Origin of the sequence: Streptomyces sp. NPDC091972, assembly GCF_044756385.1 — a bacterium.
Classification (GTDB): Bacteria; Actinomycetota; Actinomycetes; order Streptomycetales; family Streptomycetaceae; genus Streptomyces.
Map to the genome: position 1 here is coordinate 36,629 of NZ_JBIVSV010000012.1, position 26,670 is coordinate 63,298.

Below are 26,670 nucleotides of genomic sequence, written 5' to 3' on the forward strand. Positions count from 1 at the left end.
GGCCAGGGCCCGTCCGGCGGAGCACGCCTAGGCCCGCTCCCGCGCCTCCCGCGCCCCCGTCTCCCGGAAGACGCGCGTCGCCTCGGCCCGGGCCCCCGCGGCCGCGCCCCTCTCCCCGTCGGCCTCCCACACTTCCGCCAGGCTCCACAGCGTCCGTGCCCGCCACAGCCGCAGCCGCAGCGTCTCCCACAGCGACAGCGACCGCTCCAGCGGTTCCCGCGCGTTCGCGGTGTCGCCGGCGGCCAGGTGCCACTCCCCCAGCGTCCGCAGCACCAGCGCCTCCCCGAACCGGTCCTGCCGCTCCCGGGCCAGTTCCAGGCAGCGCCCGAGCCGTTGGCGCGACGCGTCCAGACGGCCGAGCCGCAGCTCCACCTTGGCCAGCGACTGCTCCGTGTACATCACGCCGAAGGTGTCGTGGAGGTCCTCGAAGACCCGCAGCACGCCCCGCAGCAGCCGCTCGGCGTCGGCGTACTCCCCCTTCGCCCGGTGGCACAGGGCCGTCGCGCGCAGCACCAGCGCCTCGCCGTGCCGGTCGTCGTCCGCCCGGTACAGCTCCAGGGCTTGGGCGAAGACCTCGCGGGCGGCGTCGTCGTCGCCCTGTTCCCGGTACACGTAGCCGAGGCCGTAGAGCACCCGGGCCCGGGCGCTCCGGTCGTCGAGCCGCGCGTACCCCTCCAGAGCCCGGCCGAGCAGCTCCAACGCCTCCGGGTAGCAGGCCTGTTCGCGCCGGGCGGTGGCCATGCCGAGGAGGGCCTGGGCCGCCCCCGGGACGTCGTCGTGGGCCTCGAACAGCTCGAGGGCGTCCCGGTAGTAGGCGTACGACTCCTCGAACTCGTCCTGTTCGTAACGCAGTTGCCCCAGGCCGGTGAGGAGCCACGCCTCGCCCTCGCCGTCCCCGCTGCGGCGCACCGCCGCCATGGCCGCCATGTGCGAGCGGGACCAGGCGTCGAACTGGTTGTACAGCGCGACCGAGCTCGCTATCAGCGCTCCGGCGAGGTCCCGGGCGGCGCGGTCCATCCCGTGGTCGGCGCAGTACTCCACGGCCGCCAGCAGACCGGCCTGTTCGGCGGCGAACCAGGCGGCGGGCCGGCTGAGCAGCTCCTCCTCGGCCCGCGGGTCGAGCGGGTCGACGGGCCGTACGGCGGCCGGCTGGGGGAAGTACCGCGCGGTGCCGCCGGGGCCCCGGGCGGCGGCCTTCCCGGCCAGCCCCAGCCAGCACTCCACGAGGCGCCGCACGGCCGCGGTCCGCTCCTCGGCGCTCTCCTCCGACAGACAGCGCTCGCGGGCGTGTTCCCGGGCCAGGTCGTGGATGCGGTAGCGGCCGCGGCCCGTGCCGTCCACGCCGATCACGTCGATGAAGTGGCAGTCCACCAGCCGTTCGACGGCCTCCTCGGCCTCTTCCGTGCCGATGTCCAGCAGGGGCGCGGCGATCCAGGCCGCGAAGTCGGGCAGGTCGAGCAGGGCCAGCCGGCGCAGGGCGCGCTGTTCCTGCGGATCGAGGTCGGCGTAGCCCAGTTCGAGGCTGGTGCGCAGCTCCAGGTCCCCGGCGCGCAGTTCGTTGAGCCGCAGCCGCTCGTCCCGAAGGCGGGCGGCGAGCCGGCCGGGCACCCAGTGCGGCCGGGCGGCGAGCCGGGCCCCGGCGATGCGCACGGCGAGCGGCAGCCGCCCGCACAGGGCGACGATCTCGGCGGTCCGCTCCGGCTCCGCGCGGACCCGGTCCGCGCCGGCGACCCGGCGGAGGAGCTCCAGGGCCTCCTCCTCGTCCGGCACGGTCAGGTCGAGGTGGGCCGCGCCCTCCAGTGCCACCAGCCGGCGCCGGCTGGTGACGAGCACGGCGGAGCCGGGACCGGGCGGCAGCAGCGGGCGTACGTGTGCCTCCCCGGCGGCGTTGTCGAGGATCAGCAGAATGCGGCGGTGGCCGGTGAACGTGCGGTACAGGCCCGTCAGTTCCTCGACGGAGCTCGGCAGGGTCTCCGGTCCTGCGCCCATCGCGCGCAGCAGCCGGGCGAGGGCGTCGGCGGGTTGCAGCGGGGCGGTGTCGGCGGCCCGCAGGTCCACGAACAGGCGGCCGTCCGGGAAGAGTTCGGCGGTGCGGTGGCCGACGTGGACGGCGAGCGCGGTCTTGCCCGTCCCGGAGCGGCCGGAGATCACCCCGATGGGCGGGGCGGTGCGGCCGGGTTCGTCGACGCGCCCCAGCAGGGCGACCGCCCAGTCGATCTGGTCCGTGCGGCCGACGAAGTCCGCTATGTCCGGGGGGAGATGGGACGGGGCCGGCGCGGCACCGGTCGCCCCCGTGCGGTCGCCGGCCCGCTGCCGGTCCTTCGAGGCGTCGGCGGCCGCCTCCGCCGGCGGACCGGGGCGGGAGCCGACCGGGGCGGGATCGCGGGCGGGTGCGCCGGAGCCGGCGGGTGCGGCGCCCGGGCCGGGCGGGGACGGGGCGTACGGCCGGGTGCCGGTGCCCAGCAGGGCGGGGTCGCTCGTGAGGACGGCCTTGTGCAGGGCCCGCAGTTCCGGACCGGCGTCGATGCCCAGCTCCTCGCGCAGGACCTCGCGGCCCTCCTGGTAGGTGCGCAGGGCGTCGGAGACCCGTCCGGTGCGGAACAGGGCGGTCATGAGCTGGCCGCGCGGCCGTTCCCGGAGGGGGTGGGCGGCGACGTGGGCGAGCAGGGGGGCGATCGCGCGGTCCGCGCGGCCGAGGTCCAGCTGGAGGCCGAAGGACTCCTCCTGGGCGACCAGCCGCAGTTCGGTCAGCCGGGCCGCCTCGATGCGCGCGAACGACTGGCCCAGCCCTTCGAGGGCGTCCTGGCCGCGCCACAGCCCCAGCGCCTCGGCCAGCAGTTCGGCGGCCTCCTCGGCCCGGCCCCCGGCGGCCCGGGCGCGGGCCGAGGTGAGCAGTTCCTCGAAGCGGCGGGCGTCGACCTGGGAGGGGTCGAGGTCGGCGACGTATCCCGGCGGGCGGGTGCGGATCACCTCCGCCTCGCCGACGCGGGCCAGCGCGCGGCGCACCGCGGAGACATGGGTGGCCACGAGGGCGCTGGCGGTCGCGGGCGCCTGTTCGTCCCAGACGCAGTCCACGAGCCGTTCCGTGGAGAGCACCTCGCCCAGGTGGACGACGAGTGCGGACAGGACCGCCAGGGGTCTGACCCCGCCGAGCGGAGCCCGCCGGTCCCCCTCCCACACCTCCACCGGACCGAGAAGACGTACCTGGAGCATCGTTCCCCGATCGCCGTACCGCCCGCCCCACGGATGCGTGTTCGACGATATCGACGGGCGGTGTCCGCGGACGACGGGACTCGCGCGGCCGTGGCCTGATCAGGCCAGTCGGTCGCCGTGCCGCGAACCCCTGACAGGGCCTGACACCGGCGCGCGGGGGCCGGCTTCCCGACTTCCCCCGGAGAGGGCGGTTGGCTGGATTTCGACGGTGCGCAGAGAGCCCCCTCACCTGAGGGACGGTCTGCCGGGGCTGCTCGTATGACTGCCCGCCGATATTTCCCGCGCCCGGAATTCATGTGCGTCACGGGTCATACGGACGGGGCTCCGGAGGCGTCAACGGCTCGAAGGCACACACCGTTTCCACCGCGCCCAGGGAGTCGCACGATGCCACGCCGGACCTTGCTCCTCACGACCGCCGCACTGCTGGCGGCGACCGTCGCGGGGTGTGCCGACGGTACGACGGCGTCGCAGACCACCCCCGGTCCCGGTGCCGGCACCGCCGCCGGCCGCCGTGTCCCGGGCGACCCGCAGGACACCCTCCACCTCGCCGAGCAGCTCCTGATCAAGAAGTGCATGGAGAAGCGCGGGTACCGGTACTGGGTCGAGGAGCGCCCGGCGCCCGGTGGGGCGAGCCGGTTCCCGTACGTCGTCGACGACCCGGCCTGGGCCGCCCGGCACGGCTACGGCACCGACCTGTACCGCGAACGGCAGCGGGAGGCCCTGCGCGACCCCAACCAGCGGTACTTCCGGTCCATGCCCGCCGACCGCGCCCCCGAACTGGTCGGTGCGCTCAACGGGCCCCAGGCGCAGGGACTTTCCGCCCGCCTCCCGAACGGCGTCAAGGTCACGCACAGCGACCGGGGCTGTGTGGCGGAGGCGGAACGGGAACTGTACAAGGACCTCCCGGCCTGGTTCCGGGCCACCCGGGTCACCGACAGCCTCGCCGGCATGCGCGTGAACATGGTGCTCACCGACAAGCGCTACCGGGCGGCCGTCAAGCCGTGGGCGCGCTGCATGAAGGCGAAGGGCTTCCCGTACCCGACCCCCGCCGAGGCCCGCGCCGCGGCCACCCGCCCGGACCAGGAGTGGCCGCACGCCAGGGAAGTGCGGCTGGCGTCGGCCGAGGCGGCCTGCGCCGGCTCCGGTGACCTGTCGGCGGTGGCGAAGTCCCTCGACACCGCGTACCGGGCCGAGTTGCGGCGGCGCTACCCCGGGCCGACGGCCGATCTCGACCGGCTCCGGCGCGAGGCGCTGCCCCGCGCCCGGGCGATCGTGGCACGCGGCGACTGAGTTCGCGGCCTCCCCACAGACCACCACGGCACCGTCCGTGGTTCGCACCACCTGTCGATCACTCATCACGAACGAAGGAACCCCCCATGTCCGTCAAGCGTGTCCTCACCCTCGCCGCCTCCGCCGCGGCCGTCGCCGTCCTCTTCTCCCCGGCCACCGGCGCCAGCGCCCTGGAGTCCGGCGCGCACGGAACCAAGTCGGTCCAGCTCGCCTCCGCCGACGGTTTCCTGCACGTGTACACCCAGCCGTACGGCGGTGGCCGTGAGTGCAAGTGGTCGGGCAACTCCAACGACTGGGGCACCTGCCGCAACCTGACCTCCGACATCTGGAACAACGGTTACGCGGGCGGCCTCGACGCCGTCGACCTGTACACGGCCCCCAACGCCGGTGGCGCGCACGCCTGCATCAGCCAGGGCGACCGCTGGTGGGACACCACCACCGGCAACTACCGCTTCACGTACGGCGCCGGCCTGGAGCAGTTCGGTGCCAGCGTCAACAACAACATCTCCTCGCACCGCTGGGTCGACTACTGCAGCCAGGGCTGACCCGCCCGCGAGTTCGCCCCGGCACCCGGCCACGGGTGCCGGGGCGACCCGTTTCCCGGGGTCCGCCCCTTGCCGTGTCGCCCACCCGCCCGCGCTCCTTCGGCTGCCGGACATTTGAACGTCACACCGAGCGGGAACGTTTCCCTCGTCCCCTCTGCATCGCCTTGCCTCCGCCATGTCCCGTGTCCCACCACGGGTGTGACGCGAAAGGACGACGTGCGCCGTGTCCCTGCTTCCGCTCGAAGGCCCCCCGGGTCCGCTCCCCGCCGCCGCCCCGGCCCCGCTCGCGATCAGCGCCCCGGCCCCCGCTCCCGCCGGTTCCCGCCGCTCGCTGTCCCGTCTCACCCGCCGCCTGCTCACCGTGCTCCCCCTCCTGCTCATCGGCGTCTGGGCGGTGCTGGACTGGCGTGCCCTGTCCGCGGGCACCGCGCGACTGGCCTCGGCCGATCCGGGCTGGCTGCTCGTCGGTTTCCTCTTCACCTGCCTGGGCTGGCTCTCCGCCTCCGTCGTACGGCAGGGCGCGCTGCCCGAGCGGCTGCCGTCGGGGCTCCTGGTGGCCTCGCAGTTCGCCGCCGGTGCCGCCAATCACGTGCTGCCGGCGAGTCTCGGCGCCCACGCCGTCACCCTGCGCTTCCTCCAGGGGCAGGGCGTGCCGCTGGCCCGGGCCACCGCCTCGCTCGCCCTGTACGCGCTGGTCAGGCCGATCGCCAAGACCCTCGTGCTGATCGGTTTCGTGGTCGCGCTGCCGGATCTGCTGCGGCTCGGCGATCTCGTCCCGGACCGGCGGATGCTGTTCCTGCCCCTGGTGGCCGCGGGACTCGGACTCGCGGCCACCCTCCTGCTGGTGACCCTGGTCCGCCCGCTGCGCCGCCCGGCGGTCGGGTTCGTGCGCACCGCCCTCACCGATGCCCGCAAGCTGCACACCATGCCCAGCCGGGTCCTCGCCCTGTGGGGCGGCGCGGCGGCCGCGCCGCTGCTCCAGGCGAGCGTGATCCACGCGGTCGGCGCCTCACTGGGGGTGACGCTGTCCTGGGCGCAGGTCGCGTTCGCGTACCTCGCCGCGAGCAGCGCGGTGGGCTCCGTGCCCGCGCCCGGCGGCATCGGGCCGGTGGACGCGGCCATGGTCTTCACCCTCGCCGTCTACGGCGTCCCGGTGAGCGTGGGCACCGCGACCCTCATCGGCTACCGCGTCCTGACGGTGTGGCTGCCCCTGCTGCCCGGGGTGCTGTGCATGTCGGCGCTGGTGCACCGGAAGGTCCTGTGAACCCAGCGGTGCCACCTCGGAGGTGCCGCACGTGGTCGCGAGCGGGTGTGCCACGTCCGGGGCGGCCGCGTCGGCGTCGTCCGGCACGGCCGTCAGCTCCCGTGCCCGGGTGCCGGGTCCGGTCCTCGGCCGCCTCCGGTTCCCCGCCGATCACGTGGGCGTCGGTCCCGCCGGTCCCGGATGACGGGACGGCCGCCCGACGCGTCCGCTCCCGCGGCCGTACAGCCGCTCGTCCAGGTGGGCGGCGACCGCGGCGGGCGTCGGGTGGTCCCGGACCAGGGTGGCCGGGAGCCGCAGCCCGGTCCGGAGACCGAGCCGGCGCCCCAGGGCCATCGCCCCCGTGGAGGTGAGCCCGAGATCGGCGAAGGCGGCCTGGGGGTCGATCGCGGCGGCATCGGTGACCGGCGCCTCACGACCGGGAGGCGCGGGCGCGTTCGCGCGCGGGACACCGGGGACGGCCGGGGCAGAAGCGAGACCGGCCCCGCCGGCACCGGCGGCACTGCCGAGGTCACGGACACCACCGGCCCCGCCGGCCTCGCCCACCCCATCCGCCCCGCTGATCGCCGCCACCTCCGCGCAGACCAGTTCCATCAGGACCCCACGCCGCTCCCCCGGCGTCCGCTCCGCGAGCCCCGTGAGGGTGTCCTCGGCGGGCCGGGCCGCGAGGCCCTCGCGCAGGACGGCCCGGCGTGGCTTGCCGGCCGCGGTGCGGGGGACGGCCGGGACGAACAGGACGTCCTCGGGCACCTTGTGCGCGGAGAGCACCTCGGCGCAGGCCCGCAGCAGTCCGCCCGTGTCGAGGGCCCGTTCCTCCGGTACGACGAACGCGACCGGGACCTCGCCGAGCAGCGGATGCGGTCGCGCCACCACGGCCGCGTCCCGCACTCCGGGCAGCCCGCGCAGCACCTGCTCGACCTCGACGGGGTCGACGTTCTCCCCGCCCCGCACGATCCGGTCGTTCACGCGCCCGGTGACGGTCAGGCACCCGTGCTCACCCCACCGGCCCAGGTCGCCGGTGCGGTACCAGCCGTCGGCGTCCGTCCCCGGCCCGTCACGGTAGCCGAGCATCACGCCGGGCCCGCGCACCCAGATCTCGCCCTCGGCGCCCGCCGCCGTCCCGGTCCCGGGGTCGACGAGCCGCACCTCCATGCCGGGCACCACCGTCCCGCTGCTGCCCCGCACCCGCGGTCCCGCCACCGACTCCATCGCGATCTTGCCGCAGGTCTCGGTGCTGCCGTACCCGTCGAGCAGCGGGGCGCCGAGCCGTTCCTCGACCCGCTCCCGCAGCTGTGGACCGCTCGGTGCCCCGGCGGTCACGCAGACCCGCAGCGAGGGCACGTCGCCGAGTCCGGCGTCGAGCAACTGCTGGTAGGTGAGCGGCACTCCGCCCAGCACGGTCGGCGCGAACTCCTCGACGAGCCGGACCAGCGCGGCCGGCTCCCGTGCCGCGGTGATCCGGGCGCAGGCGCCCGCCACGGTGGTCCCGAGCACGCAGAGCGAGTGGGCGTAGCTGTGCGCGAGCGGCAGCGGCCACAGCAACCGGTCGTCCGCCGAGAGCCCCAGCCGGGGCAGGTAGCAGGCGACCGGCGACCAGAGCGCGGACCGCTGGCTCGCGACGGCGGCCCGGGGCGTGCCGGAGGTGCCGGAGGTGCAGAGCAGCCAGGCGGGTTCGTCCAGGCCGAGGTCGTCGCGGGGTGCGGAGCGGCGGCCGTCGGCCACGAGGTCGTCGAAGTGCGCGACCCCCTCGGGCACCGGTCCCGCCCCGGTCACCACGAGTCGCGGTGAGCGCTCCCCGACGACGCTGGCGATGCGCGTCAACTGCCGCCGGTCGACGACGAGTACGTCCGGATCGCAGTCGGCGAGCAGTGCGGCGAGCTCGGCATGGGTCCCGCGCGGGCTCAACGGCACCCCGACGGCGGCGGCCCGGACCGTGGCGAGCAGTCCCTCGACCAGTTCGACACCGTCGTCGAGGCAGAACGCCACCCTGGCGCCCCGCTCCACCCCGAGGGAGCCCGCCAACCGTCGTGTCCGCAGCTCCAGTTCGGCCCAGCTCACCTCCCGCCGGTCGTCGGCGAACGCGAGCTTCCCGCCGTGTCGCGAGGCGTTCTCGACCAGCAACTCGACCACGGGCCGGACCGCGGACTCTCCCCCGACGCGCATCGGGCCTCCCTCTGGATCACCGACTCCGCACCGTATCCCGCCCGCGCGCCCACCACCGCATCGCAAGTGGGCGCCGGACAGGCGGAGTTGGCGAAACCGGCCACCGAGCCCGGTGAAGGGGCCCCGGTGTCAGCCCTCGTCGGCCGTCAACCGCAGCGAGATGCTGTTGATGCAGTACCGCTGGTCGGTGGGCGTGGGATACCCCTCGCCCTCGAAGACGTGTCCGAGGTGCGAGCCGCAGCGGGCGCAGCGCACCTCCGTGCGCACCATTCCGTGCGAGCGGTCCTCGATCAGCTCGACGGCGTCGCTGTCCTTCGGGTCGTAGAAGGACGGCCAGCCGCAGTGCGACTCGAACTTGGTGGTCGAGGTGAAGAGTTCGGCACCGCAGGCGCGACAGGAGTACACGCCGGTGGTCTTGGTGTCGGTGTACTCACCGGTGAAGGCGGGTTCCGTCCCGGCCTGGCGGAGCACGGCGTACTCGGCCGGGGTCAGCTCCGCACGCCACTGCTCGTCCGGCTTTTCGACGTCGTACGACATGAAGCTCAGCCCCTTACTTCGCGAGACGGTCCAGGATCAGCGGGCCCAGGTCCGTCACGTCTCCCGCGCCCATGGTGAGAACGAGATCACCGGCCTTCGCCATTCCCGCGACCACCTCCGGGACCTCCGCCTTGTCGTGGACCGGCGTCACGTCCGCGCCCGCGGCCCGCGCCGCCTCGATGATCAGCTCGCTCGTCACCCCGGGGACCGGGTCCTCGCGGGCCGGGTAGATGTCCAGGACCACCGAGCCGTCCGCGAGCGCGAGCGCGTCCCCCATCTCCTTGCCGAGCTCCTGCGTCCGCGAGAAGAGGTGGGGCTGGAAGACGACGAGGATGCGGGCGTCACCGGCGGCCGCGCGCATGGCCTCCAGGTCCGCGGTCATCTCGGTGGGGTGGTGGGCGTAGGAGTCGATGACCTGCACCCCGGCCGCCTCGCCCTTGAGCTGGAGGCGCCGCTTGACGCCGGTGTACGCGGCCAGGGCCGGCGCGAGCTCGGCGGCGGGGATGCCGAGGGCCGCACCGGCGGCGAGGGCGGCGACCGCGTTGTGCGCGTAGTGGCGGCCGGGGACGGACACGGTGAAGGTGAGCGGGGAGCCGTCCAGCTCGACGGTGACCTCGCTCCTGAGGCCCTGCGGGACGACCGAGAGCACCCGTACGTCGGCGTCCTCGGCGTCGCCGTACGTCACCACGCGCACGCCGCTCGCCCCGACCCGCCGGGTCAGTTCCCGGGCGCCCTCGTGGTCCGCGTTGACGACCAGCGTGCCGCCCTCGACGACACGGTCCACGAAGGTCTCGAAGGAGGCGTAGATCTCGTCCATCGAGGCGTAGTTGGCGTGGTGGTCGAGCTCGACGTTGAGGACGATCGCGACCTCGGGGGCGTACTTGTGGAAGCTGCGGTCCGATTCGTCCGCCTCGGCGACGAAGATCTCGCCCTCGCCGTGCAGGGCGTTGGAGCCGGGCGCGTCCAGGTCGCCGCCGATGGCGTACGAGGGCTTCAGGCCCAGCTCGGACAGGGAGACCGCCAGCATCGAGGTGGTCGTGGTCTTGCCGTGCGTCCCGGCGACCGCGATCGGCCGCAGGCCGTCCATCAGCGCGGCGAGGGCGTCGGACCGGTGCACGACGGGGATGCCGAGCTCGGCCGCCCGGGCCAGCTCGGGGTTGTCGGCCCGGATCGCCGACGACACGACCACGCAGGTGGCGTCGGCCGCCAGGTGCTCGGCCGCGTGTCCGATGTGCACGGTCGCGCCGAGCGCCCGCAGCGCCTGCGCGGTCTCCGAGTCCTTGGCGTCGCTGCCGGCCACCTTCGCCCCGCGCTGCGCGAGGATCTTCGCGATCCCCGACATCCCGGCCCCACCGATCCCGATGAAGTGCGGTCGGTCCATGGCGGTAGGAAGGCCGGGTGCCATGCGTGTGTCTCCCCAAAGTGGTGCGGTACGGATGCGGGGGCCAGCCTATGCCTTGCTGTGCGAGAACAGCTTCAGCACCGGGACGCCCACCTTGTGCCGGGCCCGGGACGCCCAGTCCCGGTGGAAGAACTCCTCCACGTAGTGGGGGTCGGTCAGCACGATCACCTCGTCCGCGCCGATCTCTTCGACGAGGGACTTCAGCGCGTCCAGGGGGTGGTCCTCGACGAGCCGGCCCTCCGCCTGGCTCCCGGAGGCCCTGAGCGCCTGGAGGGACACCTCCAGGGCCCGCTCCCCCACACCCTTGGCGGCCTCGCCCTCGGGTGTCTCCCGCTCCCGTACGGCCTCGTCCAGTTCGCCCAGCGCCACGTCGTCGATGGCCCGCAGCAGCCGGTCGGCCTGGTCCCCGCGCGGCTGGAGCAGCACGTGGAAGGCGACCGCCTCATCACCGTGCAAAGTGGTGACGAACTCCACGTCGGCGGACGTCAGGGCCTTCTCGATCATCAAAACGCTTGTGAACACCGGGCGTCCCCTTCTCTGCCTCTGCGGAAACCATCCTGCCCCGTGCTCGCACGGGTACTGCCGGATTCAGTGTGCCCGCCGGAAGTTAAACGGAACGACAGATTCCGCCGATGTCGGCCTCGGCGGTACCGATCGGACCCGCCCCCGGACGGTCAGGGCCTGCGATACCTGCTGAAGAGGAACCCGTCCTCCTCCAGCAGGGAGTCCAGTACGAACCGTGCCGGGACGGCCACCGACGGCCCCCCGGCGATCCGCTGCGCGTCACCCGCGGTGAGCATCGGGGACACGGTCAGACAGAGCTCGTCGAGCACCCCGGCGGCCACCAGCTGCCCCAGCAGCCGGGGGCCGCCCTCGGTCAGCAGCCGGGTGTGCCCCAGCCCGGCGAGCGCCCGGACGGCCCGCGCGGGATCGACGCCGACCCCGTCCCCGGCGATCACCACCCGCGCGCCCGCCTTCTCGGCCGCCGCGATCCGGTCCGGGGCCGCCGCGGCGCCCGTGAGGATCAGCGTGGGCACCAGGGGCGAGGTGTACAGCGGGAGCGAGAAGTCCAGGTCCAGGCTCGCGGTGACCACCGCGATCGCCGGCACCGGGCCCTGTCCGGCCGCCTCCCGCATCGCCGCGAACTCCTCACGCGCGCGTGCGGGCCGGTACCCCTCCTGCCGTACCGTTTCGGCACCGGCGATCACCACGTCCGCGAGGGCCCGCAGCGTCCCGAAGATCCGCATGTCGGTCGCGGTGGAGATGGGGTGGGACCGGCCGTCGTGCTGGGCGGCCCCGTCCAGGGTGGCGACCATGTTGGCGCGCAGCCACACCTCGGGGGTCCCGGGGCCCGGTCCGAGCTCGGGGTAGGCGTAGGCGGCCGCCAGCTCGGCGAGGCTCCAGTCATGGCCGGCCTCCCCCTCGGGGCTCCGGATCGCTGTCTCGTCGGTCACAGGGAACAGGCGTCGCATGCCGTGCAGTCTGGCACGGCGCTTAGCATGGTGAACCGTGTCTACTTCCCCCGCCGCGTCCGGGTCCGGTTCGATGACCGGCACCGCCCCGCTGTCCCTGTGCGACCGCGAGCCGCACGTCCCCGCGGACCGGCTGGTCGCCGAGATGGTGCCGCCGCCGCGGTTCGACTCGGTGCGTTTCGACACCTACCTCCCGGACCCGAACCAGCCCAGCCAGACCGAGGCCGTCCGGGTCCTCGAGGGCTTCGCTGCGGGCCTGGGCGGCGCGCACGCGGCCGGCGGCGGCAGGCGCGGCTTCCTGGGGTTCGGCAGGCCCAAGGCGCCGAAGACCCCGGCCGGCCCCCGCGGCGTCTACCTCGACGGCGGCTACGGCGTCGGCAAGACCCACCTGCTGGCCTCCCTCTGGCACGCGACCCCCGCCGAGCCCGCCCTCAAGGCCTTCGGCACCTTCGTCGAGCTGACCAACCTGGTCGGCGCCCTCGGCTTCCAGAAGACGGTGCAGACGCTCTCCGGGCACCGCCTGCTGTGCATCGACGAGTTCGAACTGGACGACCCGGGCGACACCGTCCTGGTCTCCACCCTGCTGGGCAAGCTGGTCGACGCGGGCGTGGCGCTCGCGGCCACCTCCAACACCCTGCCGGGCAAGCTCGGCGAGGGCCGGTTCGCGGCCGCGGACTTCCTGCGCGAGATCCAGGGCCTGTCGGCGCACTTCCGCCCCCTGCGGATCGACGGCGAGGACTACCGCCACCGCGGGCTGCCCGAGGCGCCGGCGCCGTTCACCGACGAGCAGGTCACCAGGGCGGCGCACGCCACGCAGGGCGCCTCGCTCGACGACTTCCCGAGCCTCCTCGCGCACCTCGCCAAGGTCCACCCGAGCCGCTACGGCGCCCTGACCGACGATCTCAGGGCGGTCTGCCTCACCGATGTGCGGCCGGTGCCGGACCAGTCGACGGCGCTGCGGCTCGTGGTGCTCGCGGACCGGCTCTACGACCGCGAGGTGCCGGTGCTGGCCTCCGGGCTGCCCTTCGACGAGCTGTTCAGCGAGGAGATGCTGAACGGCGGCTACCGCAAGAAGTACTTCCGCGCGATATCCCGGCTGACCGCGCTGGCGCGCGACGCCAAGGGCCTCGTCGCTTAATCAGCGAAACCTCGCACGTCAAGAGCCAGTTCGCGTCAGCGACCCGGCGCGCTTCAGCCTCTCTTCAGCCGGAAACGTTAAGTTAACCCAGCAAACAACTTTGCCGGGCTAAGGTGTTTCTTGACCAAGCGTTGACCAACGGTTGGTCAAGGCTAGAAGTGTGAACTGCCGAGAGGGGGGCGCATGTTCCGAGGTACGACGGTACGGACCGTGACAGCGGTCCTCGCCGCCGTCCTTCTGGCGCTCCCGTTCTTCGCACACTCCGAGGGATTCGCAACCGCGCACACAGGCCGTCAGGCTGAGGCCAAAGCTCAGACCGGAACCACGCTCTCCGGCAAGGCGTCGTACACCGAGGCCTCCGGCAAACGCCACTGCAACCACGTCGGGGACCCGACCGGTCCCCTGCGCACCCGCGACCGGCACCGCGCCGTCGACTTCGCCCCTCAGGGGCCCGAGCGTCCCCTGTCGGCCGAGGAGCCGGCGGCCGCGCCCGAGCGGGTGGCAGCAGGCGAGTTCCGCCTGTCGAGACCCTCGACAGCCCATGCTCCGGCGGCACTTCAAGTTTTCCGCTGCTGACAGCAGAGCAGTCCCCCACCTCTGTTCCCCCACCTGTCATGTCAACCGACGCGCCGTTCGGCGCGCCTGGTAAGCCCGACGCGCCCCCCACGGCGCGCCAGGAGGAGTCACCACATGCAGCCCCTCATCGACAACGCCCGTACGTTCGGACAGCGCCCTGAGGAGTTCGCCAAGCTGGCCGAAGGCCAGTCCCCCCAGGTCCTGTTCATCACCTGCTCGGACTCCAGGGTCGTCCCGGCCCTGATCACGGGCGCCCGCCCGGGCGAGCTCTTCGAGCTGCGCACCGCGGGCAACATCGTTCCCCCCTACGCCTCCGAGCACCCCACCAGCGAGGCGGCCACCATCGAGTACGCCGTGGAGGTGCTGGGCGTCCGCGACATCGTGGTCTGCGGGCACTCGCACTGCGGAGCCGTCGGCGCCCTCGTGCGCGGCGACGACCTGGACGCCGTCCCGGCCGTGCGCGCCTGGCTCAACCACGCCACCCCGCGCCCGTCCGGCACGACCGAGGACCCGGAGGTGGCCGAGGGCGTGCAGAACCACGTCCTGGCCCAGGTGCTGCGCCTGCGGTCCTACCCGTTCATCGACAAGAAGCTGGCGGAGGACCGGCTGACCCTGCACGCCTGGTACTACGAGGTGCACACGGGCGCGGTGCGCGTCCACCGCGCCGAGACCGACGCGTTCGAGGGTCTGTGACCGGGATGATGACCAAATACCCTCACCTGCGGCAGGACTTCGCCGCCTCCCTGGTCGTCTTCCTGGTCGCCCTCCCGCTCTGCGTGGGCGTGGCCGTCGCCTCCGGCGTCCCGGCCGAACTCGGCCTCGTCACCGGCATAGTCGGCGGCATCGTCACCGGCATGATGCGGGGCAGCAGCCTCCAGGTCTCCGGACCCGCGGCCGGTCTGACCGTCCTCGTCTTCGAGGCGGTGACCGAGTTCGGGCTGCCGGCCCTCGGCGTCATCGTGCTGGCCGCCGGACTGCTCCAGCTCGCCATGGGCGCCCTGAAACTGGGGCGCTGGTTCCGCGCGATATCCATCTCGGTCGTCGAGGGCATGCTGGCCGGCATCGGTCTCGTGATCATCGCGGGCCAGCTCTACTCGGCGGCCGGTCTCAAGGCCCCCGCCTCCGGACTCGACAAGATCCTCGGGCTGCCCGGCGCGGTCGTCGACGCGCTCGGCAGCACCACGGCGCTCGCCTCGCTCGCCGTCGGCGCGGGCACCATCGCGGTGCTCCTGCTGTGGAAGAAGCTCCCCAGGAAGGCGCAGACCGTGCCGGGCGCGCTCGCCGCGGTCCTGCTGGCCACCGTGGCCACCCAGGTCCTCGGTCTGTCGGTCGCCACCGTCGAGGTGAACGGCCTGCTGGCCTCCGTCCAGCCGCCCGGCACGGACGCCTTCGGCGAACTGGCCGACCCGGCCGTCTTCGGCACGATCCTCGCCTTCACCCTGATCGCCTCCGCCGAGAGCCTGTTCAGCGCAGCGGCCGTGGACCGGCTGCACGACGGTCCGCGCACCGAGTACGACAAGGAGCTCATGGCCCAGGGCGTGGGCAACACGGTGTGCGGCGCGCTCGGCGCCTTGCCCATGACCGCGGTCATCGTGCGCAGCTCCGCCAACGTCCAGGCGGGTGCCAGGACCAAGGCGTCCCGGGTCATGCACGGTGTGTGGCTGCTGCTGTTCGCGGCCCTGCTGCCCTCGGCGCTGGCGCTGATCCCGCTGCCCGCGCTCGCCGGCATCCTGGTCCACGCGGGCTTCAAGCTGATCCCCTTCCGGGAGATCGTGTCGCTGTGGCGCGGCCACCGCGGTGAGGCGCTGATCCTGGTGGCCACGGCCGTCTCGATCGTCGCGGTGAACATGTTCGAGGGCGTCCTGATCGGTCTGGCCCTGTCGGTCGTCAAGACCGCCTGGGAGGCCTCGCACCTCAAGCTGGAGATCGTCGACAAGGGCGCGGGCCCGATCCAGGCGCACCTTTCGGGCAACGCCACCTTCCTGAGGCTGCCGAAGATCCTCGACAGCCTGGAGTCGCTGCCCCAGGACCGACCCGTGGAGCTGGACCTCTCCGGTCTGCACCACCTGGACCACGCCTGCCGTACGGCCCTGGAGAACTGGGCCGAGCGGCACAGCGCGGTCGGCACGGAACCCGTGCGGGTCACGGAACCGGAGCCGGCGAAGGCCACCGCCGCCTAGGGCTCTCCCGCCCGGTCCGGGGTCCTCGTGGCCCCGGACCGGACACCGGGCATATCGTTGCAGGAGCAGACATACGGACCTCTGGACGAGGAGGTCGGAATGCTCCAGGAACTGTTGACGGCGGCGGTGGCGGCCGGTTCCGCGGGCCTGGTCTACCTTGCGGCGGCGGCCCGGGTCGTCAAGCAGTACGAGCGCGGGGTGGTGTTCCGTCTCGGACGCCTCGCGGGCGAGGTGCGCGAGCCCGGGTTCACGGTGGTCGTGCCGTTCGTGGACCGGCTGCACAAGGTGAACATGCAGATCGTCACGCTGCCGGTGCCGGCCCAGGAGGGCATCACCCGGGACAACGTGACGGTGCGCGTGGACGCGGTCGTCTACTTCCGGGTCGTCGACGCGGCGAGCGCCCTGGTCAAGGTCGAGGACTACAAGTTCGCCGTCTCCCAGATGGCCCAGACCTCGCTGCGCTCGATCATCGGCAAGAGCGAGCTGGACGACCTGCTCTCCAACCGCGAGAAGCTCAACGAGGGCCTGGAGCTGATGATCGACAGCCCGGCCGTCGGCTGGGGCGTGCAGGTGGACCGCGTCGAGATCAAGGACGTGTCGCTGCCGGACACGATGAAGCGGTCGATGGCCCGGCAGGCCGAGGCCGACCGTGAGCGACGGGCCCGGGTCATCAACGCCGACGCCGAACTCCAGGCCTCCAAGAAGCTCGCGGAGGCCGCCAGGGAGATGTCCGAGCAGCCCGCCGCGCTCCAACTCCGGCTGCTCCAGACCGTCGTGGCGGTCGCCGCCGAGAAGAACTCGACGCTCGTCCTCCCCTTCCCGGTGGAGCTGCTGCGCTTCCTGGAGCGGGCGCAGGAGCACCCGGGCGGGAGCTGACGGGCCGGGACACGCTACGCGCGTGGTTCCCGCGGGCCGAGCCAGGTGATAGACACAGCGACGTCACAGTCCTGTCCGCCAGCAGGAAGGTTGCTTCGCCATGTCCGCAACACGACGTCAGGTCCTGGCCCGCAGCGGCGCCCTGGGCGTGGGCATCGCCTTCACCGGCGCCCTCTCCGAGCTCTTCGCCGGCACCGCCGCCGCCCAGTCCCTCGGCCACACCGGCTACGGCCCTCTCGTCCCGGACCCCAACGGCCTGCTGGACCTGCCGAAGGGCTTCCGCTACAAGGTCCTCTCCCGTGAGGGCGACCAGCTCCGCTCCGGCGAGGGCAAGGTCCCTTCCAACCACGACGGCATGACCGCCCTGCCCGGCAGACACGGTCGCGTCCACCTGGTCCGCAACCACGAGAATCGCCCCACCGCGCCCCTCGCCGTCCCCACCGTCAAGGGCCTGACCTACGACCCGGCGGGCAAGGGCGGCTGTACGGCCCTGACGCTGGACTCCCGCAACAGCGTGCTGTCGGAGCGGGTCGCCATCGCCGGCACCGCCGTCAACTGCGCGGGCGGGCCCACCCCTTGGGGAACCTGGCTGACCTGCGAGGAGACCGAGGACAAGGCCGGGACGAACGGCTACACCAAGGACCACGGCTTCATCTTCGAGGTGGACCCGGTCGACCCGCACCGCTCGGGCGCCGTACCGCTGACCGCGATGGGCCGCTTCCAGCACGAGGCCATCGCGATCGACCCCAGGCGCGGCATCGTCTACGAGACCGAGGACGCCTTCCTCAAGCCCTTCGGCCTCTTCTACCGCTTCCTGCCCGACCGGCCGGAGGGCGGCCTCGGTTCCCTGCGCGCCGGTGGCCGGCTCCAGGCGATGCGGGTGCCCGGTGTACCGGACCTGTCCGTGATCCAGGAGACCGGTGCCTGCTTCGAGGGCATCGAGTGGGTGGACGTACCGGACCCGCTGGCCGCTCAAACCCCCATCCGGCTCCAGGACTTCGGGCCCAAGGGCATCACCCACGCCCAGAAGCTGGAGGGCTGCTACTGGGGCGGGAAGTCCGTCTACTTCGTCTCGTCGTTCGCGCGCAGCGCCGACGGTTCGGCCGCCGACCACTTCGGGCAGATCTGGCGCTACGACCCCTCGGCGCGCCGGCTCACCCTGGTGATCGTCTTCGGCCCCGCCACCGACGTGCAACTGCCCGGCGAGTCCCCGGACAACATCTGCCTCGCCCCGAGCGGCGGCCTGATGGTGTGCGAGGACGGCAACGGCGCCCAGCACGTCTTCGGCGTCACCCGGCACGGCGAGGTGTACGCGATGGCCCGCAACGCGCAGAACATCGGCACGCCCGAGGCGCCGGAGTGGGGCGAGTTCGCCGGCGTCACCTTCTCCCCGGACGGGCAGACGATGTACGTCAACTGCTACACGCCCGGGACGACCTTCGCGGTGACGGGGCCCTGGCGCAGGTAGCCGCCCTCCACGACGGCTGGCGCGCCTCCGGTCCCCCGACGCAGGATCGAGGGACCGGACCCGGACCGGAAGGGGTGCCCCATGTCGAAGAAGGGTTCGAGGAAGCGCGCGGCGGGGAAGGGCCCGACGGACGGGGCCGAGCCGGCCCTGCGCGAGCTGCTGCGGATACCGGGCGGCAAACCGGTGGACCTGGCCGCCCACGACGCCCGGGAGACCCCGGCCGGACCCCGTGACAAGCAGGCCGGCCTGGCCGCGATGACCGAGCTGGCCGCCCCGCTCGCCGACCTCCAGGAACGCCTGTGGGCGGCGAGCACGGCGGGCGACCGGCGCCGGGTCCTGCTGGTGTTGCAGGGCATGGACACCAGCGGGAAGGGCGGCACGGTCAAGCACGTCATCGGCCTGTTCAACCCGTCCGGCTGCCGCATCCAGGCCTTCAAGGCACCCACGCCCAAGGAACTGGGGCACTCCTTCCTCTGGCGCATCAAACGGGCCCTGCCGCAAGCCGGTGAGCTGGGCATCTTCGACCGCTCGCACTACGAGGACGTCCTCGTCGCCCGCGTCCGCTCGCTCGCCCCGCCCGCCGAGATCGAGCGCCGGTACGACGAGATCAACCACTTCGAGAAGTCCCTCGCCGACGACGGCGTCACCGTGGTCAAGTGCTTCCTGCACATCTCGTACGGCGAACAGCGCGACCGCCTGCTCAAGCGCCTGGACCGCCCGGACAAGCACTGGAAGTTCAACGTCGCGGACATCGACGATCGCGCCCTGTGGCCCGCCTACCAGCAGGCGTACGAGACGGCCCTGGAGCGCTGCTCGACCCCGCACGCGCCCTGGTACCTGATCCCCGCCGACCGCAAGTGGTACCGGAACTGGGCAGTCAGCCGACTGCTCCTGGAGCACCTGTCGGAGCTGGACCCGCGCTACCCCGAGGCGGACTTCGACGTGGAGGAAGCGCGCAGGCGGCTGCTGGAACGGTGAATCCCGGGGTACCCGGGGTCCATGACCGAGAACCGGCATGTCAAGGGCTCGTACTGGCTGGAGACGGCACCCGGCGGACCCCGTCCGCCGCTGACCGAGGACCTCGACGTCGACGTGGCCGTCATCGGCGCCGGCATCGCCGGGCTGAGCACGGCCTGGGAGCTGACGCGGGCCGGGCGGCGGGTGGCGGTCCTGGAGGCCGGGCAGGTGGCTGCCGGCGTCACCGGGCACACCACCGCCAAGCTGACCGCCCTGCACACACTGATCTACGACAAGCTGCGCCGCACCCGCGGCCCCGAGGGTGCCCGGCTGTACGCGCGCTCGCAGAGCGAGGCGATCGAACGGGCCGCCGAGATCGCGGACGAGCTGGGCGTGGACTGCGACTGGGAGCAGCGCAGCGCCTACACCTACGTCCGTGACGAGAGCCGGGTCGAGGAACTGCGGGCCGAGGCGGCGGCCGCCCGGGAAGCGGGGCTGCCGGCGTCGTTCGTGACGGAGACCGGGCTGCCGTTCCCGGTGGCGGGCGCGGTCCGGGTGACGGGGCAGGCGCAGTTCCATCCGCGCAAGTACCTGCTGGCCCTGGCCGAGGACCTGGTCGCCAGGGGTGCGGCGGTCCACGAGCACACCGCCGTCCTCGGGCTCGACGAGGGCGAGCCGTGCCGGCTGTCCACGGACACGGGCGCCACGGTGACGGCCCGGGACGTCGTGGTCGCCACGCACTATCCGATCTTCGACCGGGCCCTGCTGTTCACCCGGCTCTCCCCGCGCCGCGAGCTGGTCGTCGCCGGGACGATCGACCGGGAGCGGGATCCGGACGGCATGTACATCACGCCGGACGAGGGCACCCGCTCGGTCCGCACGGCTCCCCTGGACGCCGACAAGCGGCTGCTCATCGTGACCGGCGAGCACTTCACTCCCGGCACGGGCGACACCCGGGCCCGGTTCGACGACCTGTCCGCGTGGGCCGCCCGGCACTACCCGGGCGTCGAGCTCACCCACTCCTGGGCCACCCAGGACAACGACCCCACCGACACCGTGCCGATGGTCGGCCCGCTGCACCCGGGTGCCCGGCACACCTATGTCGCCACCGGCTTCGGCGGCTGGGGCATGAGCGGCGGCATCATGGCGGGCCGTCTGCTCGCGGCCCAGATCACCGGTGAGCAGTGCGCGTGGAGCGAGCTGTACGACCCGCGCCGGCTGCGTTCGACGGTCCGCGAGGCCCCGACCTTCCTGAAGACGCAGGCCCAGGTGGCCCGTCACTTCGTCGGCGACCGGCTGCGCCCCGCTCCCCCGCTGGAGTCGCTGCCGCCGGGTGAGGGCGCCGTGGTCCGGGTCGACGGCGACCGGCTCGCGGTCTACCGCGACGACGAGGGCAACCTCCACGCCGTCTCGCCCCGCTGCACCCACCTGGGCTGTCTGGTCTCCTTCAACGGGGCCGAGGACGCCTGGGAGTGCCCGTGCCACGGCTCCCGTTTCGCCACGGACGGCAAGGTGATCCAGGGCCCGGCGACCAAGCCGCTGGAGCAGCGGGACATCTGAGCGGGTGACGTCACCGGCGGGGATGAGCAGCACATAGGGCGTTTCACCCTATTTTCATACGGTGATCACCCTTGTACGGCGCGTCACCGCTGCCTGCGTCCTCGGCGCCGCCCTCTCGGCCTGCGCCGCCGCTCCCCACCCGGCCCCCCGGGTGGCCCGGCCGGCCCCCGCCGCGAGCTCCGCGCCCCCCACGCTCGCCCCCGGCCCCGGGGGCCTGACCCCCGTCTTCAAGAACGGCTCCCGGGGCCGCGGCAGGACCGTCGCGCTCACCTTCGACGCCGACATGACCGCCGGCCAGGGGGCCCGGGCGGCCGCCGGCGAGCACTTCGACAACCCCGGGCTGATCGCCGCCCTGCGGGAACTGAGGGTGCCGGCCACCGTCTTCATGACCGGGCGATGGGCCGAGGAGTACCCGGACCAGGCCCGTTCCCTCGGGCGCGACCCGCTCTTCGAGATCGCCAACCACTCCTACAGCCACTACGCCTTCACCGCCGACTGCTACGGGCTGCCGACGGTCCCCGCCGACCGGATGCGGGCGGACGTGGAGCGGGCGTACGCGGCGTTCCGGAGAGCGGGGGTGCCGGACGCGAAGCCGTACTTCCGCTTTCCCGGCGGGTGCTACGACCGGCGGGCGCTGAAGGCGCTGACCCCGGCCGGGGTGACCGCCGTGCAGTGGGACGTGGTGAGCGGGGACGCGTTCGCCACGGACGCCCGGGCCGTGTCCCGGCAGGTGCTGGAGGGCGTGCGGCCGGGGTCGGTCGTGGTGCTGCACTGCACGCGCAGTGCGGCGCCGACGACGGAGCGGGTGGTGCGCACGGTGGTGCCGGAGCTGCGGGCGCGGGGGTTCCGGTTCGTACGGGTGTCCGAGCTGATCGGGTCCTAGGCTGGAGGCATGAGTGAGGACTACTGCACGATCGGCGATGTGCCGAAGCCGCCGGTCGCCGACGGGCCGCCGTACGCGGAATGCGTAGTGTGCCGGGAGGCGACCGAGTATCCGGAGTCGTACAAGGGCATCACGCTGTGCCCGGTGTGCGAGTGGCAGGAGGCTCAGCGGACGGCCTGTTCCGGGTGACTTTAAGGTTGTCCGGGTGAGCCACGACGTGACGCCCCCGACCGACAGCCCCTTTCGTTCCGAGCCGACCGCACGCGACCTGGCACCCCAGTTCGTGCTGCCCCTGGTCGTCCGCATCGAGAAGGCCGCCCCGCCCGCTCGCACCGACGCACTGGAGACGGCCGCCCGCGCCGTCCTCGTCCTGCTCGCCGACGAGCGTTCGGCGGGCGACGGGGAGTGGGCCGAGGCCGTGCGGGACTGGCAGGACGCCCGGATCCGGAAGGTCGTACGGCGGGCCCGGGGGGCGGAGTGGCGGCGGGCCGAGGCGTTGCCCGGGATCACCGTGGCGGGGAAGGCGGCCCAGGTGCGGGTGTTCCCGCCGGTGCCGCTCGACGGGTGGCCCAAGGAGCTGGCCAGGCTCCAGGTCTCCGGCACGGATCTCGACGACCCCGAGCCGCCCGTCGAGGCGGACCCGGCCGCCCCCGTGCTGTGGCTCAGCCCGGACCTCGACATGTCGGCCGGCAAGGCGATGGCCCAGGTCGGTCACGGCGCCCAACTGGCCTGGTGGGAACTGTCGGACGAGGAGCGGGCCGCCTGGCGGGACGCCGGGTTCCCGCTCGCCGTACGGACCGCGCCGCCCGGGCGCTGGGCCGAACTCACCGCCAGTGGCCTGCCGTTGGTGCGTGACGCCGGCTTCACCGAGATCGCGCCCGGCTCGTGCACGGTCGTCGCGGACCATCCGGCCCTGCGATGACCAGGGTCGACGGACGCATCGAGCGGGGCAACCGCACCCGGCGGACCGTGCTGCGCCGGGCCGTCGACATCGCCTCGGTCGAGGGCCTTGAGGCGCTGTCGGTGGGGCGGCTGGCCGGCGAGCTGGAGCTGAGCAAGAGCGGGGTCTTCGCCCTGTTCGGCTCCAAGCAGGAGTTGCAGCTCGCGACCGTGCGGGAGGCTTCGCGGATCTTCGTCGCCGAGGTGCTGGAGCCGGTCGCCGAGGCGGCCGACGGACTGGCCCGGCTGCGGGGCCTGTGCGAGGGCTGGCTGCGGTACTCCGAGCAGCGGGTCTTCCCCGGGGGCTGCTTCTTCTACGGGGTCATGGCCGAGTTCGACGCCCGCGAGGGCGCGGTCCGCGACGCCCTGGTCGAGGCGCAGCGCGCCTGGCTCGCGGAGCTGGAGCGGTGCGCCGAGCGGGCGAGGGCCGCCGGTGAGCTGGCGGCGGACACCGATCCGGCGCAACTCGCTTTCGAGATCGTCGCCTTGATGGAGACGGCGAACGCGATGTCGTTGCTGCACGGTGAGGCCGCGCCCTACGACAGGGCCCGGCGGGGCATCGCCTCCCGGTTGCGGGCCTGAGGCCTGAGGCACCTCTCGGACCGGCCCCCGGCCGAGGCGGGAAAACTAGTAGCACGATCGTTCGTTTAGTTTTATGGTCGGGGCATGGGCACTCCTCGACCACGCGTCCTTCGCTCCCGCTGGAAGTCCGGTCCCGCCATCCCGCTCGACGACCGTGTGCTCGTCGCCGTCACCGACTTCACCGCCGACGGCCGTGGGCGGTCCCTCGCCGTCGCGCTGGCCGGGATGCGGCTGCGGCGCACCTGGCCGTCGACTCCCGGCGCGGTCGGGATGTGGCTGTGGGCGGACCCGCTCCGCCGGCGCTCCGGGTCCGTGTCCGTATGGGCCGACGAGCGGGGGCTGAAGGAGTTCACCGGCCGGCCGGACCACGCGCGGGTCGTCCGCGCACATCGTGGACGCGGTGAACTGCGGTCGGCGCGGCGGGAGTTCGAGGAGTTCGATCCGGATGCCGTGTGGGCGTACGCCCTGGACGTGATCGCCGAGGAGCGCTGATGGATGTCGTCGCACTGGACCGGATCGCCGTACAGGAGGCCACGCGGCTGGTGGAGCTGGCCGGGGACGACGGGGACTGGGCGCGGGAGACCCCCTGCGCGGGGTGGGACCTGCGGCGGCTGGTGGCGCACATGACCGCGCAGCACCACGGGTTCGCGGCCGCCGCGCGGGGCGAGGGCGGCGCTGCGGCGCACTGGCGGGAGCCGGGGGACCTGCGCGAGCCCGCCCGGGCGCACCGCGCGGCCGCGACGGCGGTGCTCGCGGCGTTCGCCGAACCGGGCGCTGCCGGACGGGAGTTCATGCTGCCGGAGCTGGGCGGCGCGTTCGCCGGCCGTACCGCGATCGCCTTTCACTTCGTCGATCACGTCGTGCACGCGTGGGACGTGGCGGCCGCGCTCGGTGTGCGGCCGCGTCTGGCCGGCGAGGTGCTCGGCGCGGCGGCGGTCGTGGCCCGGCGCGTTCCGACCGACCCGGCCGGCCGCGGGCCGGGGTTCGCGTTCGCGCCCGCGCTGAAGGTTCCGGAGCGGGCCGGGCCGCTGGAGGAGACACTGCGGCTGCTGGGCCGGGAGCCGCAGGCGTGGCCCGGCACGGGCGTCTGACGCCGTCGGCCGTGCCGCGATCGGCTTTTCACCTCGTGTACGCAGGGGACACGGCCGTTGCGCCCGGCCGGCGAGGCGCTCGGCGCGGCGGCGGTAATGGCCCGGTACGGGCGGGTGACCGCGCCGGCCCGAACCTCAAATGTTGCTCTGAACGTCCTCCTGGCACGGTTCGCGCCCGGCGCCCGGGGCCATACCTCCGTCACACCGGGCGGGCGACGACCGGAGCGGGTGCGGGAGCGGCCGAGGAGGGGACGGACCATGGAGCGACTGGGCACAGGGATCGGGTGGCGGCCGGAGATCGCGGACGCCGTGGAGGGCATGCCCGGCATCGACTGGGTCGAGGCCGTGGCCGAGAACGTCTGCCCCGGGCACCTGCCCGAGTCGCTGCTGCGGCTGCGCGAGCGCGGGGTGACCGTGGTGCCGCACGGCGTCTCGCTGGGCCTGGGCGGCGCCGACCGGCCCGACGCCGGGCGGCTCCTGGCGCTCGCCGAGCGGGCCGAGGCACTGGGCTCACCGCTGGTCACCGAGCACATCGCGTTCGTCCGGGCGGGCGGCCCGCTGACCGCCTCGCCGCGCCTGGAGGCCGGGCACCTGCTGCCCGTCCCGCGCACCCGGGACGCCCTCGACGTCCTCTGCGAGAACATCCGCATCGCGCAGGACGCGCTGCCGGTGCCGCTCGCCGTGGAGAACATCGCCGCGCTGGTCGCGTGGCCGGGCGAGGAGATGACCGAGGGACAGTTCCTGTACGACCTCGCCGACCGGACCGGGGTACGGCTGCTGATCGACGTGGCCAACCTGCACACCAACCACGTCAACCGCGGCGAGGACCCGGCCGAGGCACTCGCCGAACTCCCGCTGGAGGCCATCGCGTACGTCCATGTCGCGGGCGGGTTCGAGCGGGACGGGGTGTGGCACGACAGCCACGCCCACCCGGTGCCGCGCCCGGTCCTCGACATCCTCACCGACCTCGCGTCCCGGGTCTCGCCGCCGGGGGTGCTGCTGGAGCGGGACGAGAACTTCCCCGAGCCGGCCGAGCTGGAGAGGGAGTTGGCGGCCGTCCGGGAGGCGGTGGAGAAGGGGGGTGGTGCCCGGGCCGGCGGGGTGTGGCGTGCCGCCGGGACCGGGGAGCCGTCGGGTGTCCCGACCGAGCCCGCCCGGCAGCGGCTCGCGCTCGCCCAGACCGCGCTGCTGTCCGCGCTCGTGGCCGGGACGCCGGTGCCGGAGGGGTTCGACCGGGTGCGGCTGGGGGTGCAGGCGCGGGCGCTCGCCGGCAAGCGGGCGGACGTGGTGGCGAAGGTGGCGCCCGAACTGCCGGTGATCCTGGGGGCGGGGTACCGGCCGGCGTTCCTGGCGTACGCGCAGGGGGCCCCGATGACCGACGGATACCGGCGCGACGCCCTGGACTTCGCCGAACACCTCCTGCTGGGCGGGGAGTTGCGGGACGTCAGGGCGCGGCGCGAGCTGCGGGAGTGGTGGCTGGAGCGGTCCGGCCCGGCACCGCGGTCCCGGAGGCCGGGCATCCGGTTGGCCCGGGCCACGCGGAAGGTGCTGCTGCGGCGGTGAGGGACCGGGGGTCCGGGACGGGAGGTCGGCACGAACCCGGCAGTAATATGTCCATCCCGCACCTCGAACCCACAAGCGTGCGGTGCCGTGACTGGAGGCACCATGCGACCGCGACCGCCCCTCCAAGGGCGAGGAGTATTCACCGGCACCGGGGTCATCATCGCCGGGCTGACGGCGACCCTCGTGGCCCTCCTCGTCCCGCTCTGGTCGTACGCCGACCGCTCCGGCACCGGACTGAGCGTTCTCAGGGCCGGGACCGTGACGACGCCGTACGGGCCGCTGTCCGCACTGGACCGGGACTTCGTCACGAAGGTGCGGCTGGCGGGACTGTGGGAGCTGCCCGCGGGCCAGCAGGCCCAGCTCAAGGGGACGACGCAGGCCGTGCGGACGGCGGGGCAGCACCTCGTGCAGGGGCACACGTTCCTCGACGCACGCGTGCGTGACGTGGCGTCGAAGCTCGGGCTCGCTCTGCCCAACGAGCCCAACGACCAGCAGAAGCAGTGGCTCGCCACCCTCGACCAGGCCCAGGGCGTCGACTACGACCGGCAGTTCGCCAACATCCTGCGCCTCGCGCACGGCAGGGTGTTCTCCGTCGTCGCCGAGGTCCGCGCGAGCACCCAGAACTCCCTGGTCCGGGCCCTGGCCGACGACGCCAACAGCACCGTGCTGGACCACATCAAAATCCTGGAGGCCACGGGGTACGTCGACTTCGGCGCCCTGGCCCAGGACATGGCCGCGGGCAGCACCCCGCCCGCCACCGACTTCCCCGCCCCGCCCGGCCCGACGGCCGATCCGGGCCGGGTCGTACCGGTCACCCCTTCGCCGTACGCCCCCACCTTCACCCTCCCACCGGCCGCCACGAGTCCGCCCCCGGATCCGGAGCCGTCGTAGGCCGGTTCCGGACAAACGGAACGTCACACACCGACAACACTCCGTCCGGATCGTGAACAGCCCATGGCGCCGCCAGGAGCCTT

General features: G+C 73.5%; 25 protein-coding genes. 19 read left to right on the forward strand and 6 right to left on the reverse strand.

Annotated elements, in window-relative coordinates:
- Positions 1–27: 27 nt before the first annotated feature.
- Complete coding sequence (locus ACIQJT_RS30595; RefSeq protein ID WP_402648944.1) at positions 28–3,213, reverse strand: AfsR/SARP family transcriptional regulator; 3,186 nt, start codon at positions 3,211–3,213, stop codon at positions 28–30.
- Between the two features lie 384 nt (positions 3,214–3,597).
- Here ACIQJT_RS30595 and ACIQJT_RS30600 point away from each other — a divergent pair, with 384 nt between their 5' ends.
- From ACIQJT_RS30600 to ACIQJT_RS30610, 3 genes are all read left to right on the forward strand, one after another.
- On the forward strand, positions 3,598–4,503 hold the full coding sequence (locus ACIQJT_RS30600; RefSeq protein ID WP_402648946.1) for a hypothetical protein: 906 nt from the start codon (positions 3,598–3,600) through the stop codon (positions 4,501–4,503).
- Positions 4,504–4,589: 86 nt separating this feature from the next.
- Positions 4,590–5,048 carry a hypothetical protein gene (locus tag ACIQJT_RS30605; RefSeq protein ID WP_365456861.1) on the forward strand — a complete coding sequence of 153 codons (459 nt, stop codon included), beginning with the start codon at positions 4,590–4,592 and terminating at the stop codon, positions 5,046–5,048.
- A gap of 223 nt (positions 5,049–5,271) precedes the next feature.
- Entirely contained in the window at positions 5,272–6,312 is a 1,041-nt protein-coding gene (locus ACIQJT_RS30610; RefSeq protein ID WP_365456858.1) for a lysylphosphatidylglycerol synthase transmembrane domain-containing protein, read from the forward strand.
- Positions 6,313–6,462: 150 nt separating this feature from the next.
- Here the strand turns inward: ACIQJT_RS30610 and ACIQJT_RS30615 are convergent, their stop codons facing one another.
- The 5 genes from ACIQJT_RS30615 to ACIQJT_RS30635 form a co-directional block, all read right to left on the reverse strand.
- The gene (locus ACIQJT_RS30615) at positions 6,463–8,472 is read right to left on the reverse strand and encodes an AMP-binding protein (protein ID WP_402648949.1); all 2,010 of its coding nucleotides are present in this window, start codon (positions 8,470–8,472) and stop codon (positions 6,463–6,465) included.
- A 129-nt stretch (positions 8,473–8,601) separates the two neighbouring features.
- A complete protein-coding gene (gene msrB / locus ACIQJT_RS30620; RefSeq protein ID WP_365456852.1) occupies positions 8,602–9,009 on the reverse strand; it encodes a peptide-methionine (R)-S-oxide reductase MsrB in 408 nt (135 codons plus the stop codon).
- A gap of 13 nt (positions 9,010–9,022) precedes the next feature.
- Complete coding sequence (gene murC / locus ACIQJT_RS30625) at positions 9,023–10,414, reverse strand: UDP-N-acetylmuramate--L-alanine ligase (RefSeq protein WP_402648952.1); 1,392 nt, start codon at positions 10,412–10,414, stop codon at positions 9,023–9,025.
- Between the two features lie 45 nt (positions 10,415–10,459).
- The gene (locus ACIQJT_RS30630; RefSeq protein WP_365456846.1) at positions 10,460–10,915 is read right to left on the reverse strand and encodes an indole-3-glycerol phosphate synthase; all 456 of its coding nucleotides are present in this window, start codon (positions 10,913–10,915) and stop codon (positions 10,460–10,462) included.
- 170 nt (positions 10,916–11,085) lie between these two features.
- Positions 11,086–11,883: a pyrimidine reductase family protein gene (locus ACIQJT_RS30635; protein WP_365456843.1), complete on the reverse strand. Its 798-nt coding sequence runs from the start codon at positions 11,881–11,883 to the stop codon at positions 11,086–11,088.
- Between the two features lie 73 nt (positions 11,884–11,956).
- On the opposite strand from ACIQJT_RS30635, the gene zapE reads away from it, so the two are divergent.
- The 16 genes from zapE (at position 11,957) to ACIQJT_RS30715 (ending at position 26,587) form a co-directional block, all read left to right on the forward strand.
- Positions 11,957–13,021, forward strand: coding sequence for a cell division protein ZapE (gene zapE / locus ACIQJT_RS30640; protein ID WP_402649294.1), 1,065 nt, complete (start codon positions 11,957–11,959; stop codon positions 13,019–13,021).
- A 183-nt stretch (positions 13,022–13,204) separates the two neighbouring features.
- A complete protein-coding gene (locus ACIQJT_RS30645) occupies positions 13,205–13,597 on the forward strand; it encodes a hypothetical protein (RefSeq protein WP_402648956.1) in 393 nt (130 codons plus the stop codon).
- Between the two features lie 114 nt (positions 13,598–13,711).
- Positions 13,712–14,290 carry a carbonic anhydrase gene (locus ACIQJT_RS30650; protein WP_365456840.1) on the forward strand — a complete coding sequence of 193 codons (579 nt, stop codon included), beginning with the start codon at positions 13,712–13,714 and terminating at the stop codon, positions 14,288–14,290.
- Positions 14,291–14,295: 5 nt separating this feature from the next.
- A complete protein-coding gene (locus ACIQJT_RS30655; protein WP_402648959.1) occupies positions 14,296–15,777 on the forward strand; it encodes a SulP family inorganic anion transporter in 1,482 nt (493 codons plus the stop codon).
- Between the two features lie 99 nt (positions 15,778–15,876).
- The gene (locus tag ACIQJT_RS30660; RefSeq protein ID WP_402648962.1) at positions 15,877–16,653 is read left to right on the forward strand and encodes a slipin family protein; all 777 of its coding nucleotides are present in this window, start codon (positions 15,877–15,879) and stop codon (positions 16,651–16,653) included.
- A gap of 100 nt (positions 16,654–16,753) precedes the next feature.
- Positions 16,754–18,121: a PhoX family protein gene (locus ACIQJT_RS30665; protein WP_365456831.1), complete on the forward strand. Its 1,368-nt coding sequence runs from the start codon at positions 16,754–16,756 to the stop codon at positions 18,119–18,121.
- Positions 18,122–18,202: 81 nt separating this feature from the next.
- The gene (locus tag ACIQJT_RS30670; protein ID WP_402648965.1) at positions 18,203–19,099 is read left to right on the forward strand and encodes a polyphosphate kinase 2 family protein; all 897 of its coding nucleotides are present in this window, start codon (positions 18,203–18,205) and stop codon (positions 19,097–19,099) included.
- Positions 19,100–19,120: 21 nt separating this feature from the next.
- Positions 19,121–20,638: an FAD-dependent oxidoreductase gene (locus ACIQJT_RS30675; RefSeq protein ID WP_365456825.1), complete on the forward strand. Its 1,518-nt coding sequence runs from the start codon at positions 19,121–19,123 to the stop codon at positions 20,636–20,638.
- A gap of 61 nt (positions 20,639–20,699) precedes the next feature.
- Positions 20,700–21,521 carry a polysaccharide deacetylase family protein gene (locus ACIQJT_RS30680; RefSeq protein ID WP_402648968.1) on the forward strand — a complete coding sequence of 274 codons (822 nt, stop codon included), beginning with the start codon at positions 20,700–20,702 and terminating at the stop codon, positions 21,519–21,521.
- A gap of 9 nt (positions 21,522–21,530) precedes the next feature.
- Positions 21,531–21,710 carry a hypothetical protein gene (locus tag ACIQJT_RS30685; protein ID WP_365456813.1) on the forward strand — a complete coding sequence of 60 codons (180 nt, stop codon included), beginning with the start codon at positions 21,531–21,533 and terminating at the stop codon, positions 21,708–21,710.
- Between the two features lie 16 nt (positions 21,711–21,726).
- Positions 21,727–22,443 (forward strand): aminoacyl-tRNA hydrolase, encoded by a 717-nt coding sequence (locus ACIQJT_RS30690; RefSeq protein ID WP_402648970.1) that lies wholly within the window; start codon positions 21,727–21,729, stop codon positions 22,441–22,443.
- Positions 22,440–23,042, forward strand: a complete 603-nt coding sequence (locus ACIQJT_RS30695) for a TetR/AcrR family transcriptional regulator (protein WP_402648973.1) — start codon at positions 22,440–22,442, stop codon at positions 23,040–23,042. Before ACIQJT_RS30690 ends, ACIQJT_RS30695 begins: the two co-directional genes overlap by 4 nt.
- A gap of 84 nt (positions 23,043–23,126) precedes the next feature.
- Positions 23,127–23,534: a hypothetical protein gene (locus ACIQJT_RS30700; protein WP_402648976.1), complete on the forward strand. Its 408-nt coding sequence runs from the start codon at positions 23,127–23,129 to the stop codon at positions 23,532–23,534.
- Positions 23,534–24,133, forward strand: a complete 600-nt coding sequence (locus ACIQJT_RS30705; RefSeq protein WP_365456801.1) for a TIGR03086 family metal-binding protein — start codon at positions 23,534–23,536, stop codon at positions 24,131–24,133. Before ACIQJT_RS30700 ends, ACIQJT_RS30705 begins: the two co-directional genes overlap by 1 nt.
- A gap of 258 nt (positions 24,134–24,391) precedes the next feature.
- Positions 24,392–25,696: a DUF692 domain-containing protein gene (locus ACIQJT_RS30710; RefSeq protein ID WP_365456798.1), complete on the forward strand. Its 1,305-nt coding sequence runs from the start codon at positions 24,392–24,394 to the stop codon at positions 25,694–25,696.
- A gap of 102 nt (positions 25,697–25,798) precedes the next feature.
- The gene (locus tag ACIQJT_RS30715) at positions 25,799–26,587 is read left to right on the forward strand and encodes a DUF4142 domain-containing protein (protein ID WP_365456795.1); all 789 of its coding nucleotides are present in this window, start codon (positions 25,799–25,801) and stop codon (positions 26,585–26,587) included.
- Positions 26,588–26,670: the final 83 nt, after the last annotated feature.

Bases quoted from the DNA above. Each gene is read 5' to 3' on its own strand.
- ACIQJT_RS30595 (WP_402648944.1), bottom strand. From the start codon at position 3,213: ATGCTCCAGGTACGTCTTCTCGGTCCGGTGGAGGTGTGGGAGGGGGAC.
- ACIQJT_RS30600 (WP_402648946.1), top strand. From the start codon at position 3,598: ATGCCACGCCGGACCTTGCTCCTCACGACCGCCGCACTGCTGGCGGCG.
- ACIQJT_RS30605 (WP_365456861.1), top strand. From the start codon at position 4,590: ATGTCCGTCAAGCGTGTCCTCACCCTCGCCGCCTCCGCCGCGGCCGTC.
- ACIQJT_RS30615 (WP_402648949.1), bottom strand. From the start codon at position 8,472: ATGCGCGTCGGGGGAGAGTCCGCGGTCCGGCCCGTGGTCGAGTTGCTG.
- msrB (WP_365456852.1), bottom strand. From the start codon at position 9,009: ATGTCGTACGACGTCGAAAAGCCGGACGAGCAGTGGCGTGCGGAGCTG.
- murC (WP_402648952.1), bottom strand. From the start codon at position 10,414: ATGGCACCCGGCCTTCCTACCGCCATGGACCGACCGCACTTCATCGGG.
- ACIQJT_RS30630 (WP_365456846.1), bottom strand. From the start codon at position 10,915: ATGATCGAGAAGGCCCTGACGTCCGCCGACGTGGAGTTCGTCACCACT.
- ACIQJT_RS30635 (WP_365456843.1), bottom strand. From the start codon at position 11,883: ATGCGACGCCTGTTCCCTGTGACCGACGAGACAGCGATCCGGAGCCCC.
- zapE (WP_402649294.1), top strand. From the start codon at position 11,957: ATGACCGGCACCGCCCCGCTGTCCCTGTGCGACCGCGAGCCGCACGTC.
- ACIQJT_RS30645 (WP_402648956.1), top strand. From the start codon at position 13,205: ATGTTCCGAGGTACGACGGTACGGACCGTGACAGCGGTCCTCGCCGCC.
- ACIQJT_RS30650 (WP_365456840.1), top strand. From the start codon at position 13,712: ATGCAGCCCCTCATCGACAACGCCCGTACGTTCGGACAGCGCCCTGAG.
- ACIQJT_RS30655 (WP_402648959.1), top strand. From the start codon at position 14,296: ATGATGACCAAATACCCTCACCTGCGGCAGGACTTCGCCGCCTCCCTG.
- ACIQJT_RS30660 (WP_402648962.1), top strand. From the start codon at position 15,877: ATGCTCCAGGAACTGTTGACGGCGGCGGTGGCGGCCGGTTCCGCGGGC.
- ACIQJT_RS30665 (WP_365456831.1), top strand. From the start codon at position 16,754: ATGTCCGCAACACGACGTCAGGTCCTGGCCCGCAGCGGCGCCCTGGGC.
- ACIQJT_RS30670 (WP_402648965.1), top strand. From the start codon at position 18,203: ATGTCGAAGAAGGGTTCGAGGAAGCGCGCGGCGGGGAAGGGCCCGACG.
- ACIQJT_RS30675 (WP_365456825.1), top strand. From the start codon at position 19,121: ATGACCGAGAACCGGCATGTCAAGGGCTCGTACTGGCTGGAGACGGCA.
- ACIQJT_RS30685 (WP_365456813.1), top strand. From the start codon at position 21,531: ATGAGTGAGGACTACTGCACGATCGGCGATGTGCCGAAGCCGCCGGTC.
- ACIQJT_RS30695 (WP_402648973.1), top strand. From the start codon at position 22,440: ATGACCAGGGTCGACGGACGCATCGAGCGGGGCAACCGCACCCGGCGG.
- ACIQJT_RS30700 (WP_402648976.1), top strand. From the start codon at position 23,127: ATGGGCACTCCTCGACCACGCGTCCTTCGCTCCCGCTGGAAGTCCGGT.
- ACIQJT_RS30705 (WP_365456801.1), top strand. From the start codon at position 23,534: ATGGATGTCGTCGCACTGGACCGGATCGCCGTACAGGAGGCCACGCGG.
- ACIQJT_RS30710 (WP_365456798.1), top strand. From the start codon at position 24,392: ATGGAGCGACTGGGCACAGGGATCGGGTGGCGGCCGGAGATCGCGGAC.
- ACIQJT_RS30715 (WP_365456795.1), top strand. From the start codon at position 25,799: ATGCGACCGCGACCGCCCCTCCAAGGGCGAGGAGTATTCACCGGCACC.